14 protein-coding genes are annotated in these 17,954 nt (G+C 66.9%); 7 read left to right on the top strand and 7 right to left on the bottom strand.

All coding sequences use genetic code 11. The annotated features are described in order from the left end of the window. Window positions 1-112: 112 nt before the first annotated feature. Window positions 113-2,959 carry a phosphoenolpyruvate carboxylase gene (gene ppc / locus QTH97_RS07625; RefSeq protein WP_286567483.1) on the bottom strand — a complete coding sequence of 949 codons (2,847 nt, stop codon included), beginning with the start codon at window positions 2,957-2,959 and terminating at the stop codon, window positions 113-115. 95 nt (window positions 2,960-3,054) lie between these two features. Here ppc and hemC point away from each other — a divergent pair, with 95 nt between their 5' ends. The 7 genes from hemC to QTH97_RS07590 all read left to right on the top strand — a co-directional run bounded on the left by hemC (window position 3,055) and on the right by QTH97_RS07590 (window position 11,198). Beyond that, window positions 3,055-3,960: a hydroxymethylbilane synthase gene (gene hemC, locus QTH97_RS07620; RefSeq protein WP_286567482.1), complete on the top strand. Its 906-nt coding sequence runs from the start codon at window positions 3,055-3,057 to the stop codon at window positions 3,958-3,960. Window position 3,961: 1 nt separating this feature from the next. After that, window positions 3,962-4,732, top strand: coding sequence for a uroporphyrinogen-III synthase (locus tag QTH97_RS07615; protein ID WP_286567481.1), 771 nt, complete (start codon window positions 3,962-3,964; stop codon window positions 4,730-4,732). Continuing rightward, window positions 4,729-5,808, top strand: a complete 1,080-nt coding sequence (locus tag QTH97_RS07610; protein ID WP_286567480.1) for a uroporphyrinogen-III C-methyltransferase — start codon at window positions 4,729-4,731, stop codon at window positions 5,806-5,808. The genes QTH97_RS07615 and QTH97_RS07610 overlap by 4 nt, the downstream gene beginning before the upstream one ends. Window positions 5,809-5,815: 7 nt before the next feature. Then, window positions 5,816-7,099: a heme biosynthesis protein HemY gene (locus tag QTH97_RS07605; RefSeq protein ID WP_286567479.1), complete on the top strand. Its 1,284-nt coding sequence runs from the start codon at window positions 5,816-5,818 to the stop codon at window positions 7,097-7,099. A gap of 263 nt (window positions 7,100-7,362) precedes the next feature. Continuing rightward, window positions 7,363-8,490 (top strand): polysaccharide biosynthesis/export family protein, encoded by a 1,128-nt coding sequence (locus QTH97_RS07600; RefSeq protein WP_286567478.1) that lies wholly within the window; start codon window positions 7,363-7,365, stop codon window positions 8,488-8,490. Window positions 8,491-8,505: 15 nt separating this feature from the next. Then, the gene (locus tag QTH97_RS07595; protein ID WP_286567569.1) at window positions 8,506-8,946 is read left to right on the top strand and encodes a low molecular weight protein-tyrosine-phosphatase; all 441 of its coding nucleotides are present in this window, start codon (window positions 8,506-8,508) and stop codon (window positions 8,944-8,946) included. Next, entirely contained in the window at window positions 8,943-11,198 is a 2,256-nt protein-coding gene (locus tag QTH97_RS07590; RefSeq protein WP_286567476.1) for a polysaccharide biosynthesis tyrosine autokinase, read from the top strand. Before QTH97_RS07595 ends, QTH97_RS07590 begins: the two co-directional genes overlap by 4 nt. 94 nt (window positions 11,199-11,292) lie before the next feature. Here the strand turns inward: QTH97_RS07590 and QTH97_RS07585 are convergent, their stop codons facing one another. From QTH97_RS07585 to QTH97_RS07560, 6 genes are read right to left on the bottom strand one after another with little or no spacing between them, the layout of a single operon-like run. Then, entirely contained in the window at window positions 11,293-12,549 is a 1,257-nt protein-coding gene (locus tag QTH97_RS07585) for a glycosyltransferase WbuB (protein WP_286567475.1), read from the bottom strand. Between the two features lie 7 nt (window positions 12,550-12,556). Then, entirely contained in the window at window positions 12,557-13,777 is a 1,221-nt protein-coding gene (locus QTH97_RS07580; protein WP_286567474.1) for a glycosyltransferase, read from the bottom strand. Continuing rightward, the gene (locus tag QTH97_RS07575) at window positions 13,774-15,123 is read right to left on the bottom strand and encodes a hypothetical protein (protein ID WP_286567473.1); all 1,350 of its coding nucleotides are present in this window, start codon (window positions 15,121-15,123) and stop codon (window positions 13,774-13,776) included. The genes QTH97_RS07580 and QTH97_RS07575 overlap by 4 nt, the downstream gene beginning before the upstream one ends. Then, window positions 15,120-16,307, bottom strand: a complete 1,188-nt coding sequence (locus tag QTH97_RS07570) for a glycosyltransferase (RefSeq protein ID WP_286567472.1) — start codon at window positions 16,305-16,307, stop codon at window positions 15,120-15,122. Before QTH97_RS07570 ends, QTH97_RS07575 begins: the two co-directional genes overlap by 4 nt. Continuing rightward, on the bottom strand, window positions 16,304-16,966 hold the full coding sequence (locus QTH97_RS07565) for an acyltransferase (protein WP_286567471.1): 663 nt from the start codon (window positions 16,964-16,966) through the stop codon (window positions 16,304-16,306). The genes QTH97_RS07570 and QTH97_RS07565 overlap by 4 nt, the downstream gene beginning before the upstream one ends. After that, window positions 16,963-17,940 carry a hypothetical protein gene (locus QTH97_RS07560; protein ID WP_286567470.1) on the bottom strand — a complete coding sequence of 326 codons (978 nt, stop codon included), beginning with the start codon at window positions 17,938-17,940 and terminating at the stop codon, window positions 16,963-16,965. The genes QTH97_RS07565 and QTH97_RS07560 overlap by 4 nt, the downstream gene beginning before the upstream one ends. Window positions 17,941-17,954 lie beyond the last annotated feature (14 nt).

Below are 17,954 nucleotides of genomic sequence, written 5' to 3'. Positions count from 1 at the left end.
TTGCGATAGCTGTGAACGTACGCGTCAGGGTACTCTTCATTCAATACCCTTCATTTCTCCCGCGCCGGTTGTTGGCGTAGGAGACGGCGCACAACGCGCGATTGCGCCAACGCTAACCGGTGTTCCGCAACCCGGCCGCCACGCCGTTGATGGACATGTGGATGCCGCGCTGCAGCCGCTCGTCGTCCTGCCCCGCGCGGTAGCGACGCATCAGCTCCACTTGCAGGTGATGCAGAGGATCGATGTACGGAAAGCGATGGCGAATGGAGCGCTGCATCTCGGCGTTGCCCTCCAGCCGCTGCCGTGCGCCGGTGATCAGCACCAGCGCATCCGAGGTGCGGTGCCACTCGGCATCGATCATCGAGAACACCTTCTGTCGAAGCTTGCGCTCTGCCACCAGCTCAGAGTAGCGCGAGGCCAGTGCAAGATCGCTCTTGGCGAGCACCATGTCCATGTTCGACAGCAGCGTGCGGAAGAAGGGCCACTGCACGTACATGCGCTGCAGCAATGCGTGGCGCTCCTTGCGTGCCGACGGATTGGCGGCCTGCGCGAGGAACTGCTCGATCGCAGAGCCGAAGCCGTACCAGCCGGGCAGGGTGAGCCGGCACTGCCCCCAGCTGAAGCTCCATGGCACTGCCCGCAGATCCTCGATGCTGCGGCTCGGATTGCGCGATGCAGGTCGGGAGCCGATGTTGAGTTCGGCGATCTCGCGGATGGGCGTGGCGCTGAAGAAGTAGTCGCCGAAGCCCGGGGTCTCGTAGACCAGCGCCCGGTACGCCGCCATGCTGGCCGCGGACAACTCGGCTGCCGCCGCCACGAACGTCGCCGGCGCGGCCTTGGCGGTCGGCAGCAGCGTGGCCTCCAGCGTGGCGGCGACCAGCGTTTCGAGATTGCGCCGGCCGATCTCGTGGTTGGCGTATTTCGAACCGATCACTTCGCCCTGCTCGGTCAGGCGGATCTGCCCGCGCACCGTGCCCGGCGGCTGCGCGAGGATCGCCTGGTAGCTCGGTCCGCCTCCGCGGCCCACCGTGCCGCCGCGGCCGTGGAACATGCGCAGGCGGATGGGTACGCCGCTTTCCTTGTTCAGGTCGTCGAAGAGCGCGACCAGCGCAAGGCCTGCGCGATAGAGCTCCCAGTTGCTGGTGAAGATGCCGCCGTCCTTGTTGCTGTCGCTGTAGCCGAGCATCACGTCCTGCTCGGCGCCCGAGCGCTGGATCAGGGCGTGGATGCCGGGAAGGGCGTAGAAGGCGCGAACGATCGGTGCCGCGTTGCGCAAGTCCTCGATGGTCTCGAACAGCGGCACGACGATGAGGTCGCAGGTCGCACCCTCGCCCAGCGTTCCGCGCAGCAGGCCGACTTCCTTTTGCAGAAGGAAGGCCTCGAGCAGGTCGCTCACCGTCTCGGTGTGGCTGATGATGTAGTGGCGGATGGCGGCCGCGCCGAAGCGCGCACGCGCCGTGCGAGCTGCCGCGAAGATCGCGATCTCGCTCCTCGCCAGCGGCGAGTAGTCGGCGTCCGGCACGCGCAGCGGGCGCGCATCGTCGAGCAGCCGCAGCAGCAAGGTCTGCTTGGCCTCTTCCGCCAGGCCTGCGTAGTCGGGCTCGATGCGCGCGGTGGCGAGCAGTTCGGCGACCACCGCCTCGTGCTTGTCCGAGCTTTGGCGCAGGTCGACGGTCGCAAGGTGAAAGCCGAAGACCTCCACCGCGCGGATCAGCGGATGCAGCCGCTGCGCCGCGAGAACGGTGCCGTGCTTGTCGCCGAGCGATTCCTCGATGGTCCGCAGGTCGGCCAGGAACTCCTCTGCGTTGGGATAGGGGTTCTGCGGCGGCACGGCGTGGCGCGCGGCCTGGCCGCCGGTGAGATCGCGCAGGGTCGCGGCCAGGCGCGAGTACATGCCGGTCAACGCGCGGCGATAGGGTTCATCGACGCGATGCTCGTTCTTGTCGGGGGAGCGTTCGGCCAGCGCCTGCATCTCTACCGACACATCGACCAGGGTGGCCGACAGCGACAACTCGCCGCCGAGGTAGTGCACTTCCGTCAGGTAGTGGCGCAGCGCGAGTTCGGCCTGGCGGCGCAGCGCATATTCCAGCGTCTCGGCCGTCACGTTGGGATTGCCGTCGCGGTCCCCGCCGATCCACTGGCCCATGCGCAGGAAGGGCGCGACCGAAGGGGTGGCACCGCCGTGGGCCAGCGCCTTCTCCAGATCGGCATACACGCGCGGGATCTCGCGCAGGAAGGTCGCCTCGTAGTAGCTCAGCGCGTTCTCGATCTCGTCCGCCACGGTGAGCTTGGAGAAGCGCAGGAGGCGTGTCTGCCAGAGTTGCGTGACCCGGGTCCGCATCTGGCTTTCGTTCTCGGCGTATTCGATGGGCGTCAGCGCATCCTTCCTGCCGGCGAAGGCCTGCTGCCGCAGCGCGATCTCGTCGCGGGCGGTCAGCAACTGCGCGATGGCGCGCTCGGCATCCAGGATGCTCTTGCGCTGCACTTCCGTCGGGTGGGCGGTGAGCACCGGCGACACGTAGCTGTGCGCGAGCGACTCCACCACCGCCTCGGGCTTGATGCCGGCCTTGCGGATGCGCGCCAGCGCGATCTCCAGGCTTCCCTCGGCGCTCTCGCCGGCGCGGTCGGCCTCGGTGCGGCGGCGGATCTGGTGGCGGTCCTCCGCCAGGTTCGCGAGGTGGCTGAAGTAGGTGAAGGCGCGGATGACTCGCACCGTCTCGGCCGCGCTCAGCCCCTTGAGCAGGTTCTTGAGGGCGCGGTCCGCCGCGTGGTCCGCGTCGCGCCGGAAGGCTACCGACAGGGTTCGGATCTTTTCCACCAGCGCGTAGCTTTCCGCGCCTTCCTGCTCGTGGATCACATCGCCGAGGATGCGGCCCAGGAGCCGTATGTCGTTGATGAGGGGCAGGTCTTCGTCACTGTGCCGGCGCTTGGAGGCAGCCGGGGCGGGGCTCGTCTTCATTCGGGACATCTCCTCGTTCGATGGGCCTGCGGCGACGTTGCTGCGGCGCAACATGCTAGCATCCCACGGGTCTCTTTCTCATTGGAAAAACGGTCTTGAGCAACATCGTCATCGCCACGCGCGAAAGCCGGCTGGCCATGTGGCAAGCCGAGCACGTCAAGGACCTCCTGCAAGAACAAGGCCACAGGGTCAGCCTGCTCGGCATGACCACCCGCGGCGACCAGATCCTCGACCGCTCGCTGAGCAAGGTCGGCGGAAAGGGTCTCTTCGTCAAGGAACTCGAACTCGCGCTCGAAGAAGGGCGTGCCGACATCGCGGTGCATTCGCTCAAGGACGTGCCGATGGATTTGCCTGAAGGCTTCGCGCTGGCCTGCGTGCTGGAGCGCGAGGACCCACGCGATGCGCTGGTGTCGCCGCACCATGCATCTCTCGACGACTTGCCGCAAGGCGCGGTGGTCGGCACCTCCAGCCTGCGTCGCGTGGTGCTGCTGCGCGCGTTGCGCCCCGATCTGCGGATCGAGCCCCTGCGCGGCAATCTCGACACGCGGCTGCGCAAGCTCGACGAAGGCCAGTACGACGCGATCGTGCTCGCCGCGGCCGGGCTGAAGCGCCTGGGCCTTGAAAGCCGCATCCGCCAGACCTTCGAGCCCGACATCCTGCTGCCCGCCGCAGGGCAGGGCGCGCTGGGGATCGAGGTGCGCGCGAACCGGAACGATTTGATCGATCTGCTCGCACCGCTGTCGAGCCGCGGCGACTGGCTCGCGACCGCGGCCGAGCGGGCGGTCAGCCGCGCGATGGGCGGTAGCTGCTCCATGCCGCTGGCGGCGCATGCGAGATGGCAGCCCGACGGCAGTCTGCGCATCGATGCCGCTTGGGGCGACCCCGAAGGCTCCGTGCCGCTGGTGCGGGTGCAGACAGTGGCCGAAACGATCGATTTCGCACAGGCGGGCGCGCTCGGTGACGAAGCCGCGAGGATGTTGCGCGCGGCCGGCGCGCACTGAGATGTCGGCGGCACGAGTGATCGTCACGCGCCCGGTCCGCGAGGCTGCGCGATGGGTCGACGACTTGCGGGCGGCGGGGCTGGATGCGGTCGCGTTGCCGCTGATTGCCATCGAGCCGCTCGAAGACCCCAAGGCTCTCCATGCCGCGTGGCAACGCCTCGCCGACTACCACGCGCTGATGTTCGTGAGTGCTGCGTCAGCCGAGCATTTCTTCCGGGGCATCGACGCAGCCGCCGTCGCAAGTTCGCGTTGCTGGGGGACAGGCCCTGGCACCACGCGTGGGCTGCGCGAGGCCGGCGTGCCCATGTCGGCGATCGACGCACCGACTGCAGATGCCCCGCAGTTCGATTCGGAGGCCCTGTGGGCGCTTGTGCGACCGCAGGTGCGGCCAGGGACGCGGGTGCTGATCGTGCGCGGCGGCGACGCTTCCGGCCGGGTTGCGGGGCGCGATTGGCTCGCGCGCGAGATCGCGGCCGCTGGAGGCGCATGCGACGAGGTGGCCGCCTATCGGCGTCTCGCACCGACTTTCGGCCAGGCCGAGCACCGTCTCGCGACCGACGCTGCGGCGGGTGGCGCGGTCTGGCTGTTCAGCAGCTCGGAGGCCATTGCCAACCTGTGCCGGTCCATGCCCGGGACGCGCTGGAATTCGGCCCGGGCGGTGGTCACGCACGAGCGCATCGCCGATGCGGCGCACGCTGCCGGATTCGGCAGTGTGCGTGTCTCCAGCCCATCGCTGATGGCATTGGTCGCGTCGATAGAATCCTTCGTATGAGCGACGCTTCCGTCTTGAATGAGCCCTTGCAGGATCCCGTCGTGCGCGCTCCGGTGCCGACCGCCCTGCAGGCGAGCCATGCGGCCGCCGTGGCGTTGATCTCGAAAGTCGTGTTCGTGCTCCTGGCCCTTGTCGCCCTGGCCGCGCTGTTGATCTCGCTGGCGCTCTGGCAAAAGGTCAGCGGCATGCAGGAGCAGCTCGCTCGCCAAAGCGCCGATGCGCTCGCCCAATCGCTCGAAGCGCGCACGCTGGCGCGGCAAGCGCACGAGGTCGTGCGCGACACGGCGGCGCGGCTCGCCCTCGCCGAGACGCGCGTGGGCGAGGTGGCGCTGCAACGCGCCCAGCTCGAGGAGCTGATGCAGAGTCTGTCGCGTTCGCGCGACGAGAATCTGGTCGTCGACATCGAGGCTGCCGTGCGGCTCGCATTGCAGCAGGCGCAGGTCACGGGCAATGTCCAGCCCTTGCTCGCGGCGCTCAAGGCGGGCGACCTGCGCATTTCGCGCGCCGCGCAGCCGCGTCTCTCGCCGCTTCAGCGCGCGATGCAGCACGACGCCGACCGGCTTCGCACCAGCGCGAGCGCCGATAACGGCGAAGCACTCCAGAAACTCGACGAACTCATCCGCAGCGTGGATGACCTGCCCGTGCTCAATGCCGTCGGCTTGCGCGGCGCGGGAGGCAATGCGCCGCAGGTCGAACCGGTACCGCCGGATGCGCCATGGTGGCAGCGCTTCCTGCTGATGGTCCGCAATGAGGCGCGCTCGCTGCTGAGGGTCGGACGCATCGAGCGCCCCGAAGCCGTGCTGCTGACTCCGGACCAGACCTTCTTCCTGCGCGAGAACCTCAAGCTCAAGCTGCTCAACGCGCGCCTCGCGCTGCTGTCGAGGCAGGTCGACACGGCCCGCGGCGAACTCGCGACGGTCTCGACGGCGATCAATCGCTATTTCGATCCGGCCTCGCGCCGCGTCCAGGCTGCCGCCACGCTGGTGCAGCAACTCCAGGCGCAGGTGAAGACCAGCGAGCCGCCGCGCATCGACGAAACCTTGGCGGCTCTGGCCACGGCCGCGGCCGGTCGCTAGTCGGGTCATGCGCGCAGCCCTCTGGTTCCTGGCACTCTTCGGCATCGCGGCTGCGGTGGCGCTGTTCGCGGGCAACAACCAGGGCACGATCACCGTCTTCTGGCCACCGTGGCGGGTCGACCTGTCGCTGAACCTCGTGCTGCTGCTCCTGGTGGCGGCGTTCGTGCTTCTGCACGTGGCGCTGCGAGGTCTCTCGGCGCTGTTCTCGCTGCCGAAGCAGGCGCGCCAGTGGCGCCTGCAGCAAAAGGAGCGTGCGCTGCATGCCGCAGTGCTCGACGCGGCGGTGCAGTTGCTGGCCGGCCGCTTCTCACGCGCCCGCAAGGCCGCACTGGCCGCACTGTCGCAGGAAAGGGCGCTTGCCGCGCTGGACGCGCGGCTGCCGCAGGCGCTGCAGGTGCGTGTCATGGCGCATCTGCTCGCCGCGGAGAGCGCGCAAGCGCTGCAGGACCGGCCTGCGCGTGATGCACATCTTCAGCAGGCCCTCAACGAGAGTGCGGAGCGCAGCGTCCAGTCGACGCCGGAAACACGCGAAGGCGTGCAATTGCGCGCGGCCCGCTGGGCGCTGGACGATCGCGATGCGCCTGCCGCCCTGGCGCGGCTGGAGGAACTGCCGCAGGGCGCGCAGCGGCGCACGTTGGCCTTGCGCCTGCGCCTCAAGGCGGCGCGGCAGGACCGCCGCACGCTCGAAGCGCTCGAAACCGCGCGCCTGCTGGCCAAGCACCGCGCTTTCTCGGATGCCGCAGCGCAGAGCATCGTGCGCGGCCTGGCGACAGAGCTGCTGTCGGGCGCGCACGATCCGGCGCAACTGCTGCGGGCCTGGAACGAGTTCGAAAGCTGGGAGCGCGAGATGCCCGAGGTCGCGATCCACGCGGCGCAGCGCATGGTGGCGCTGCGCGGCGATCTCACGCTGGCGCGCGCCTGGCTGCTGCCGGTCTGGGAGCGCATGATCGAGCAGCCTCACAGCCTGGGCGAATCCTTGCGGGTCAGGCTGGTACGGGCGTTGGAGGCGGGTCTCGACTCGGTCGATGCCGACTGGCTGGCGCGCATCGAGTCGGCCCAACGAAACAACCCGCGCGACGCCAACCTGCAGTACCTTGCCGGCATGGCCTGCATGCGCCGCCAGCTCTGGGGCAAGGCGCAACAGTTGCTCACACAGGCCGGACTCGGCTTGCAGGACGCGAACCTACATCGACGGGCGTGGCAGGCACTGGCGCAACTCGCTGAAGCGCGCGACGACGCCGATCAGGCCTCTGCGGCCTGGAAGCGTGCGGCCCAGACAGAGAATCCTTGAGAAATCCCCGCTGCATGCGGGATGGATGCTATCTAAATAGTAGCGTCGCAATTAGTCCAAAAGTTTCAATGCGGGCTATGCGCCTACAGCCTGCGTTGTCTTTTTCGGCGATAAATCCCGGTCGCCTCTGCCTTACGACCTACGCCAAGAAAGGGTTTGAGCAGCCTGATTTCCTGATGTACAGTCGTAACTGTTTGCAAAAGTATTCATTTCTGGGTCACGATGCGGGGTTGGTTTTGAAAAGTCTTCCACTACATGCCGCTTTGTTGGTCGCCGTAGGCATCCTGGTTCAGGGCTGTGCGCCGCTGGCGCCGGGATTCAGTTCGGCCAGCAACGATGCTTCGAAGTCCGTCTCGCCTACGGGCTTCTCGACGTCCACCATCGATCCGCCCCCTCCGGGCGCAATCATCGAGATCACGCCGGCTCTGATCCAGGCGCAGCGCGCGGCCACCCTCGAGACCAAGCTGGGCGCCGACGTGATGGCCCTGCTCGGCCAAGCCGGGCCCTATCGCATCGGCATTGGCGATGTCGTGGGCATCGTGGTCTTCGATCACCCTGAGATGGTGTTCAGCTCGGTCCCGGCGACCACCGTGGCCGATCCGTCCAGCGTTTCGCCCGCGCCCGGCTATATCGTGTCGAACACGGGGCACCTGAGCTTCCCCTATGTGGGCAAGCTGAACGTGGTCGGCATGACCATCCAGGAGCTGGAAGAAGCCGTCGTGCAGCGGTTGTCGCGCGTCTTCAAGAATCCGCAGTTGAGCGTGCGCGTCGAAGCCTTCCGGAGCAAGCGCGCCTACATGGAGGGCGAAGTGCGCACGCCCGGGCTGCAGGTGTTCACGGACATTCCAATGACTCTGTCCGAGGCGCTCAACCGTGCGGGCGGTGTCTCGCCAACGGGTGACCGGACTTCCGTGAATCTCACGCGCGACGGGAAGACGACGCGCGTCGACCTGATCGCCATGGCCGACGCCGGCATCGATCCCAGCCGCATTCCGCTGAAGAACGGCGACATGATCTATGTGCGCAACCGCGACGAAAGCAAGGTCACGGTGATGGGCGAAGTGACGCAGCAGATGGGCGTCATGCTGCGCAGCGGCCGGCTGAGCCTGAACGACGCGCTGATCGAGGTCGGCGGCCTTAACCTGACCACTGCCAACCCGATCCAGATCTACGTGATCCGCAACGAAGCGAAGGGCCAGGCGATCTTCCATCTCGACGCGCGCACGCCGACAGCCATCGCGATGGCGGATGGTTTCGCGCTGAAGCCGAAGGACGTGGTGTACGTCGATCCCGTCCCGCTGGTTCAGTGGAACCGCGTGCTGAACCTCATTCTCCCGACGGCCACGACCGCGATCACCTATCGCAGTCTGGGTACGCCGACCGGGCGCTAGCGACTGATCGTGACCATCCGGAACGTCCTCGTCGTGTGCCTCGGAAACATCTGCCGCAGCCCGATGGCAGAAGGCCTGCTCGCTTCGGCATTGCCGGATGCACAGATCAGCTCGGCAGGCCTGGAAGCGCTGGTCGGGAGCAAGGCCGATCCGATCGCCTGCGAGCTGATGGCCGAGCGCGGCATCAGCCTTGCAAGCCATCGTGCGCGACAGATCAGCCTCGACCTGTGCCAGCGGGCCGATCTCATCCTGGTGATGGATCGCGAGCAGCGGCGCACCGTCGAGGAACGCTACCTCTTCGCGGCCGGCAAGGTGTTTCGCCTGTGCGAGTTCGGCGACCGTGACGTGCCGGACCCCTACCGCGCGGGCCGCATGGCTTTCAGCCAGTCGCTTTCGCTCATAGAAGACGGGGCCCAGGAATGGGCCAAACGCATTTCAAGAGTATCCAGTCGATGACCTCCACTCTCACACCACCCAAAGCCAGTCCCAGCTCGTTCGGCACGACGGACGAGGAGGAAATCGACCTCGGGCACTACCTCGAAGTGCTGATGGTGAACAAGTGGTTGATCGCTGCCGTCACCCTCGTCGTGTTCGCGATCGGCGTCGCCTATGCAATGCTCCAGCGGCCGATCTACGAGGGGAACCTCGTCATCCAGGTCGAGGATACGGACGCCGGCGGCAAGGGCATCCTGAGCGAGGCCGGCGGGCTGGTCGACGTCAAGACACCCGCGAGCGCGGAGATCGAGATTCTTCGCTCGCGCATGATCGCGGGCCAGGCCGTGGAATCGACCAAGCTGTACATCACGGCCAACCCGCGCTACGTCCCCTATGTCGGCGGCTGGATGGCGCGGCGTGCGACCGGCCTGTCGGATCCGGGCTTCCTGTGGCTCGACGGCTATGTGTCGGGCATGGAACGGATCGAGGTGTCCGACTTCAACGTGCCTGTCCAGATGGAGGGCTCGCTCTTCATCGTGACCGCCAAGGAAGCGGGCAAGTACACGCTCTCGTCTCCAAGCCTGCCCGAACCGCTGACCGGGACGGTCGGCACGATGATGAAGGCGAACGTCGGCAAGGGAAGCATCGAGCTGCTGGTGAACGAACTCGCGGGAAAGCCGGGCGCGCAGTTCAATCTCATACGCTCCGCCAAGCTGCCGACCACCATCGCCCTGCAGTCCGCCCTTAGCCTCGCCGAGCGCGGCAAGGCGTCCGGCATCATCAGCGTGTCGCTGCAGGACGGCGACCCCTACAAGCTCACGCGCCTGCTGAATGCGGTCGGTGAGCAATACGTGAAGCAGAACATCGAGCGCAAGGCGGCGGAGGCGCAGAAGACGCTGGCGTTCCTCGACGTCCAGCTGCCGCAGTTCAAGCGCCAGTTGGAGGCCTCCGAGGATGCCTACAACCGCTTCCGCATGGAAAAGGGCACCGTGACCATCGGGGAGGAAGCCACGCTGGTCCTGAGCCAGTCGGTCGATCGCCAGACCAAGCTGCTCGACGCCGAGCAGCGCCGGCGGGAACTCGAAAGCCGGTTCACCGCGAATCACCCCACCATCCAGACCCTGGACGCGCAGATCGCGGCGCTGAAGGCGGATATGGGTGGCATCCAGACGCGGATCAAGAACCTCCCTGCGCTTCAGCAAGAAGCCGTGCGCATGGAGCGCGACGTGAAGGTGAACACGGAGCTCTACCAGTCGCTGCTCAACAACGCGCTGCAACTGCGCCTGGTGAAGGAGGGCAAGGTCGGCAACGTCCGCGTGCTGGATGAAGCCATCCTGCCGACCTATCCCGTCAAGCCGAACCGGAAGGTCATCATCGCGGCCGCATTGGCCCTGGGGCTGTTCCTGGGCGTCGTGGCCGCCTTCCTGCGCAACGCCTTCGTCGAGCGGCGGCTCCGTGATCCGCACGAAGTCGAGGCCGAGAGCGGGCTGCCGGTCTTCTCCACGATCCCGCTGAGCGCGGCGCAGGACGCGATCTCCAAGCGGCGGCTTAGTGGCGCCACCGGCGTCAGGCTGCTGGCGATCGAGCATCCGGACGATCCCGCGGTGGAAAGCCTGCGGAGCTTGCGCACCGCGATGCAGTTCGCGATGCTGGAGTCCCCGAACAACCGCGTGCTCATCACCGGCCCCACGCCGGGTGTCGGCAAGAGCTTCGTCACGGCGAATTTCGCCGCGCTCATGGCGGCGGCCGGCCGGAAGACCTTGCTGATCGATGCCGACCTCCGGCGCGGCCACACACACCAGTACTTCGGGCTGCAGCGACATGGCGGTCTGTCGGAACTGATTGCGGGCAGCTTGACGGTGCAGCAGACCGTTCACCGCCAGGTGGTGCCGAACCTGGATTTCCTGGCCACCGGCCAGTTGCCTCCGAATCCTGCCGAACTGCTGGTGTCGGATTCGTTCAAGTCGACGCTGGAGAAACTGTCCGGGCAGTACGACCTGGTCGTCATCGACACCCCGCCGGTGCTGGTCGCTGCCGACACCAGCACGGTCGCGGCCCATGCGGGCACGGTGCTGCTGGTGGCGCGCGCGGATCTGTCGACCATGGGCGAACTGAAGGAAAGCACGCGACGGCTCGTGATGAGCGGCAAGACCGCCACCGGCGTGCTGCTCAATGCGATGAACGTCGGGCGCCGTGGGTACGCGGCCTACAAGTACGGCCGGTATCGCTATACCAACTACAACTACGAGAGCATCCTGCCCGAAGAGCAGTAGGGCTCGTCCCCAGGCTGAGCGCACTTCGTGTCGCGTCGGCCACCCCCTGCGGGGGGCAACACCAGCGGCCCGGCTGAGCCGGCCGCTTGGTGTTTCACGAAGGGGCCTGGCTTTGCCGGCCCTGTAGGGATGGGGTGCAGCAGGCTTCCAGGTCGCGCTCGAACTGGGCCAGGACGGCGTTGCGGTCGAAACGGTCTTCGGCGTAGGTGCGGGCGCGGACACCCAGGTCGCGGCGCAGGTCGGGCTGGGATGCCAGGGTCGTGACGGCGTCTGCGAAGGCCCTGGCGTCGTCGGGGGGAACGGCGATGCCGCACTGGGCCGTGACCTTGCCGAGTTCGGTTTCGGGACGGGCGCCGGCGACCACGGGGCGGCCGCTACTCAGCATGCCGGTGAGCTTGGACGGCATCACCAGGTCGGCGGCGTCGGCGCGCTGGGGGAGCAGGTGGATGTCCGCTAGGCCTAGAAGGTCGCCCAGGCGATCGACGGGTTGCAGGTCCAGGAAGCGCACGTTCGCGAGCCCCTCGCAGCGCTTCATCAGGTCGGCGCGGCCCGCGCCGTTGCCGCAAAAGACGAATTCGAGATTAGGCTGGTCGCGCAGCATGAGGGCGGTTTCCGCCAGGAGTTCCAGACCCTGCTTGGCGCCCATGTTGCCGGAATAGAGGGCGACGACGGCGTCGGAAGCGATGCCGAGTTCGGCGCGGTAGGGGCTGTCCGTGCGCAGCGGCTGGATGGCCGAGACGTCGGCCCAGTTGGGCAGCGAGACCAGCCGCGCGTCTTCGGTGCCCTTCGTGCTGGCGCGCTCCATCATGCGCAGGGAAATGGTCGAGATGCGGTCGAAGCGGCGCATCAGACCGCGTTCGACGGCGGCGACGAGCGAGCGCAGGCGCGCACCCTTGAGCAGGCCGAGTTCGAACGCGGCATCGACCTCATAGTCCTGGATGTGCAGCCACGCCTTGGCCGAGCGCAGGCGCGCGAAGGCGAGCGCGGCGGGCGAGCAGAACAGCGGCGGCTCGGTCACCCAGACGACGTCGGGCTTCCAGTGCCACTGCGCAAGCAGCGCAGGGATGCTGGTCAGCGCGAAACTGGCCAGGTGGAGAAGACGGCGAACGCCCGTCACCTTGCGCGGCACCCACAGCGGGGTGCGGATCACGGTGGCGCCGTGCCACGTCTCCGTGGCATAGCGCGAAGCGCTGTAGCCGGGCCAGACGGCCCAGTCCGGGTAGTAGGGCGGGGCGGTCACGACACGCACCTCGTGCCCCTGCGCGGCAAGCCAGGCAACCATTTCGCCCGTGTACTTGCCGATGCCGGTGAGCTCCGGTGCGAAATTGATTCCGTAGACGAGCAGCTTCATGGAGCCTTCAGACAATGTGGTGGCGCTGGCTTGGCGCGCCTTGCGGACCTTGAAGTGGGCCGAAGCGCGAGGCCCCGGGAGAGTGGTCGCCGATGATCTGGACCAGCGTCTCGGCGACCTGCCCGACCTGGAAGCGATATTGAAAGCAGCGCAGCGCCGCGATGCGCATGGCGGCCACTTCCGGGCGCGGCAGCGCCAGCCAGCGCTGCAGGGTATCGACGGTGTCCTCGAGCGTGTCGTTGCCGACCAGCCCCGCGCCGTCTTCCGCGATCTCGCGCCAGATGTTCACCTTGTCGCTGATGAGGACCGGCTTGCCGCAGGCCAGCGCTTCCACCACCGCGATGCCGAAGTTCTCCTGGTGCGAGGGCAGGCAGAACGCGTCGGCGGCGTAGAAGGCGCCCCATTTCATGTCGCCGGCCAGCATCCCCGTCCACGTGATGTGCGACGCGATGCCCAGTTGCTCGGCGCGGCTCTTCAACTGCTGCACCAGAGCCTCCTCGCCGGGGCCGGCCATCACGAGACGCAATTCCGGGTTGCCGTCGAGCACGCGGGCGAAAGCTTCGACGAGCAGGTCTCCGCCCTTCTTTTCATGGACGCGACCCAGATACAGCAGCAGGCGCTTGTCCTTCAACTCGGGAAAGGCCGAAAGGAAAGTGCCCGTCAGTTCCCGCGCATTCGATGGCGGCGACGACGTGCCATAGGAGCCCACGACTTCCCGTGCGCGATAGAGCCAGAAGGATTGGCGCGCCAGCACCCGCTCTTCCTCGCAAGTGAAGATCACCGCGGCCGCGTCGCGCAGCACCCGGTATTCGCCCCAGGGCCAGTACAGCCACTTCTTCAGGTGCTTGAGCGGATAGCGCCGCTTGAACCACGGGTCGAGCATCCCGTGCGTGTAGACGAAATACGGCGTGACCGACTGACTCAACGCCCGCCATGCCGCGAAGCCTGTGTATTGCCAGAGGCCATTGACGATCACGGCGTCATAGCCGGACGCATGCTCGCGCAGCCAGTCGACCACATTCGGGTTGTAGTGGTAGCCGGTGGACGATGGCCCCAGCGCATGGACCGGCGCCGGGCAGTCGCGCACGAACTCCGCTGCCGGATCGTCCAGCGACAGCAGTTCGCTGCCGTGGCCCAGGCCGACGAGCGCTTCGTGGAGTCTCAGGACACCCTCGATAGGACCGCCTCCACGGGGGTCGACCGACGTGATCAGGTGAAGGAACCTCACGGCGACGAGCTTCGAGGAGGGAAGAATTCCATCTTCGGGAACTTGAAGACCAGCAGCCCGAAAGCCAGCAGAAGGCCCAGCAGTCCATGCGCGGAGATCTGGCCCACTGCCGACCAGGTGAGGATGGCCAGGGACACGGTCATCCACAGCAGGATCGGGTACACGGAGCGCTGCCTGTAGGCGAGGCGCACGCTCTTGCCGACGCCGATGGACAGGACCACGAGCTTGAGCGCCGTGAATGCGTAGCCGATCAGGCCGCCTTCCAGCAGGATCCGGCTGGCCTCGACTTCGGCCAGCGCAAAGTACCCGGAGTCGCCCGTGCGCACATAGGTGGCCAGGTTGGAGCCCAGGCCGAGCCCGTACCCGAGCCAGGTGATTTTCGAGTAGGTGTAAGGCTCACCGATGAAGATGTGGAGCAGTCGCTCCCAGAAATCCTCGACCTCCGAGGCCTGCTCGAACCGTTGTCCCGTGACTTCGATGGCGCCGCTGAACGCATAGAGGAGCAGCGCCACCAGGATCATGCCGAAGAAGATGGCAATGGCCGCCCTGACCTTCCCCTTGCCCTTCGCCAGCCAGAGTCGTCCCGCAAAGTAGGTTGCCACCATCAGGCCCGAGTAGATGACGGCAGCGCGCGAGCCGCTGACCACGCTGGCGACGATCAAGCACCCGAAGGCTGCCGTCACGAACAGGAACTGCATCCGGGTCCTCTTCCTCGCGCCGACGAGCGCAAGCACCAGAGGCGCCAGGAGGGCGATGAAGGTTGTGTAGCCGAGCGTGAAACTGAACGTCCCCGTCGTGCGGACCACGCCGGCCACCGCGACGAAAACCCCTTCCTCGTCGGTACTTTCCGTCTGCGCATTGATGCGCGCACCCGGCGGCGCAAAGTGCTGTACCACCGAGAGCGGCGCCATCACGAGAAGGGTGCCGACCGCCACCAGAACAGCGGCGCGGTAGTCGGCCTCGGTCATCGCCGCAGCCGCCGCGACGCCGAACCAGATGTAGAGCAGCCAGAAGCGCAGGCCGATCAGCAGCACCGTCGGTGAACTCTCTCCCGCGACGAGTTGCAGCAGGCCCCATCCCACGACCACGCACGACCACGCCAGCAGCACCGTCGTGACGCGCTTCTGCCGCCGCAGCGCACCAGTGTTCCACGCGTAGAAGATCACGTAGATCGCAATCAGATCGCGCACCAGGATCAGCGGCAGGGTCGCCGACGAAAACACCCACTTGCGGACGGCTCCCTCCAGCACCACGATCAGGAAGACCGCGATGAACCCATAGCCGGCACGGCTCAGCGGTGTGCGCCGGCTCAACGCGCGCGGAAAGTGCGCCGCGGTGGTGCTCATTGCACGAATTCCTCCAGGAGCTGGCCCGCGCGGGAGCGGTAGTTGGCCCACGAGAAGGCCTGCCCCGATTGCATCGCGGCCGGCCTCGCCGCGTGGAGCAGTTGGGGATTCTGGATGAGCTGGCGCACGGTGGCGCAGAGTGCGTCCACATTGGGTTCGACAATCCAGCCGCTTCCCGGGTTGGCCTCGACCAGCGCCTTGGCGCCGGTGTTCGTCGACACGATGGCGGGCGTGCCGCAGGCCATGGCCTCGGCGACGACCATGCCGAAGGACTCCGAACGGGAGGGCAGCAGCAGACAGTCGGCCTGGGCCAGCACGGCGTAGAGCTCTTTCTGCGGTGAATGGGGCCTGTGGCGGGCGTTGGGTATCGCCTTGATCGCGCTCTCCAGGCTTGGCTCGCTGATGCCGCCCATGAACTCCAGGTCGTACGCGAGGCCTTCCGCATGCAGCCGCTGGAACGCGTCGGCGATCAGGTCGGCCGACTTGCGACGGCTCAGCGTGCCCGCGTAGACGAATCGCGGGCTGCCCTGGTGCGGCTGCCAGGTCGGGACCTGGGCAGGCGGCTCGGCGCCGAGCAGAAGGGGGCGCAGCTTGTCGCGCGCGACGCCGTTCTTCACGTAGCTTTCCGCCGCAAGCGGCGAGCAGGTGAGGATCAGGTCGGCCATCTCGACCTCCTCGTCCTTGCGCCGGTTGATCTCGGGCGTGTAGGGCGTGGTGCCCTCGGCGTACAGCTCGTTCAATGTCTTGTGGTGGAACGCGGCGGCATCCAGCACGCACCGGGCACCGATCGCCTTCGCGGCCTTGAAGGTGTGATACGCCGCGTTTTCATAAGCGACCACGACCTTCGGCTTGAACTGCAGAATATGCCGGGCGGCCCATGCATCGAACCAATGGAAGATGCGGTGTGTCGTGTCGGAGCTTGTCAGACTGTGGCTCAGCGAACCCGCCACGCGCATCGCAACCTGGAAGCGGGCCGGATGACGGCGGAGCGCCGCCGGAATGTCGACGCGGCGAACCTTTTGCCGGTACTTCCCGGGGAGCCACCATGGCGGCGGCTCGCCTTGGGCGGTCACGGGCACGCCGGACCAGAAGGACTGCAACAGCGACCTCTCATGGAGGGCCAGCGCGAGTTGGTGCGAGTGCTGCAGCCCAGGATGGGTCACGAGGACGGATTTCGTGGTCATGGTCGTGGTCCTGCGCTCGTCTCGCCCTGCAGTGGCGGCGTCGCCGGCGCGGCGATTTCCTTGTCGTGGCCGGTCCACGCCTCATAGGCAGGCAGCAGCGAAACGGGGTCGTAGCAAAGATCGGGCGGACGGGCGTTCAGCCGGATCGTCGCGGGATTGCCCGTGGCCACCGCGAGTGCGGGGACATCCTTCGCAACCACCGCACCGGCGCCGACGACTGCGCCATAGCCGATCCTGACGCCGGGCAGGATCGTCGCGCCGACGGCGATCCATGCGTAGTCCTCGATGTGGATCGGCTTCTTGAACAGCCGCCAGCCCGGGTCGCCCACATGATGGCTGGCGGTCAGGATGGTGACCCGGTCGTTGATGACGACGCGCGAGCCGATGGTGACGGTGTCGAGCACGACGATCTCCGTCGAGCCCGAGATGAAGGTGTGTTCGCCGACCCGCAGGTTCGACGCCGGCCCCTTGAGATCGAATCGGTCGAGGATGGACAGTGCGCCGACCTCGACGCCACGCGCGCGAAAGTGGCGGCGATTCATCAGGATCTTGACCAAGGATCGGAAGTTCAGGGCCCGCTTGGCCCACACCACGAGCCAGCGCTTCGACCCGAGTCCGGGCCGCTCGCGCGAGTTCCAGAGAAAGCGGATGTCGTTCACTTTCTTGCCTCGGTGATCAGCGTGCGCAGGGCGTTGACATGGGCATTCACGCAATGAGGCTCGTACCATTGGCGCGCGGCGAGCCCGACTGAGCGCGGGTCGATGGCTGACGCTTCCAGCGCATCGAAGCCGGCCGCGTAGTGCACATTGGCCGTCAGGCCGTCGTGCGTTCCGTAGTCCTGCCAGAGCAGGATGGGGCAGATGCCGTGGGCGCTGTACGCGGCGAAGACGCCGCTCTTGGAGACGTAGTCCGTCGGGTACGACAGGGCGCCATAGGCCGCGCTGGACAGGGCGTGGCTGACATCCTCCGCCGACAGCTTTCCGTGCGTGACGACGCCTTCCTGCACGAGGCGCTGGGCCAGTTCGCCGTCCGGCATGGCGGGGCCGATGTCGTGGATCTCCAGGCCCTTTCGCTTGGCGCAGCGGAAGATTTCCCCGTCTGCCCATTGATACACGTTGGCCCGAACGCCGAAGCTGCCGAAGACGACCAGGCGAGGCTCCCTGGCGGTATCGACCAAGGGCGGCTCGCCGACGTTGGAAAACACCGGAAGCACGCGGTGCGGCGCAGCCTGGGAATGGTCCAGCAGCCAGCGGCCGGACTCTTCCCGGTTGGTGAGCCAGAAATCGGAGAGCATGAGCAGTTGCCTGGCGATCCGCTTCTGATAGCCGTTGAGCCAGAACGCAGAACCGAGCGGAGAGCCCGCGGGTGCAAAAAGCTCGTGGAACACGATGCCGAACGCCTTGAACTGCGTGCGCAGGTCACGAACCTTTCCGACCAGCCACACCGGCACGCCGCGCTTCTCGAATCCGTACCCGCTGAAATGCAGCAGCAGGAAATCGCCGGACAGCTTCGAGATGTCCGTCGTGGGCGTCAGCTCCACCAACGGCGTCTGCAAGCGCCCCCCGACGGTGCTCGCGTAGTCCCGCACGCCGCCGGTGCCCGGCGGAATGAGGGAAATGGAAGCTGCGTGCATGCTGGACATCACCA

The sequence above is a fragment of the Variovorax gracilis genome (genome assembly GCF_030317115.1).
Classification (GTDB): Bacteria; Pseudomonadota; Gammaproteobacteria; order Burkholderiales; family Burkholderiaceae_C; genus Variovorax; species Variovorax gracilis.
This window is presented reverse-complemented; position numbering and strand designations above follow the sequence as displayed.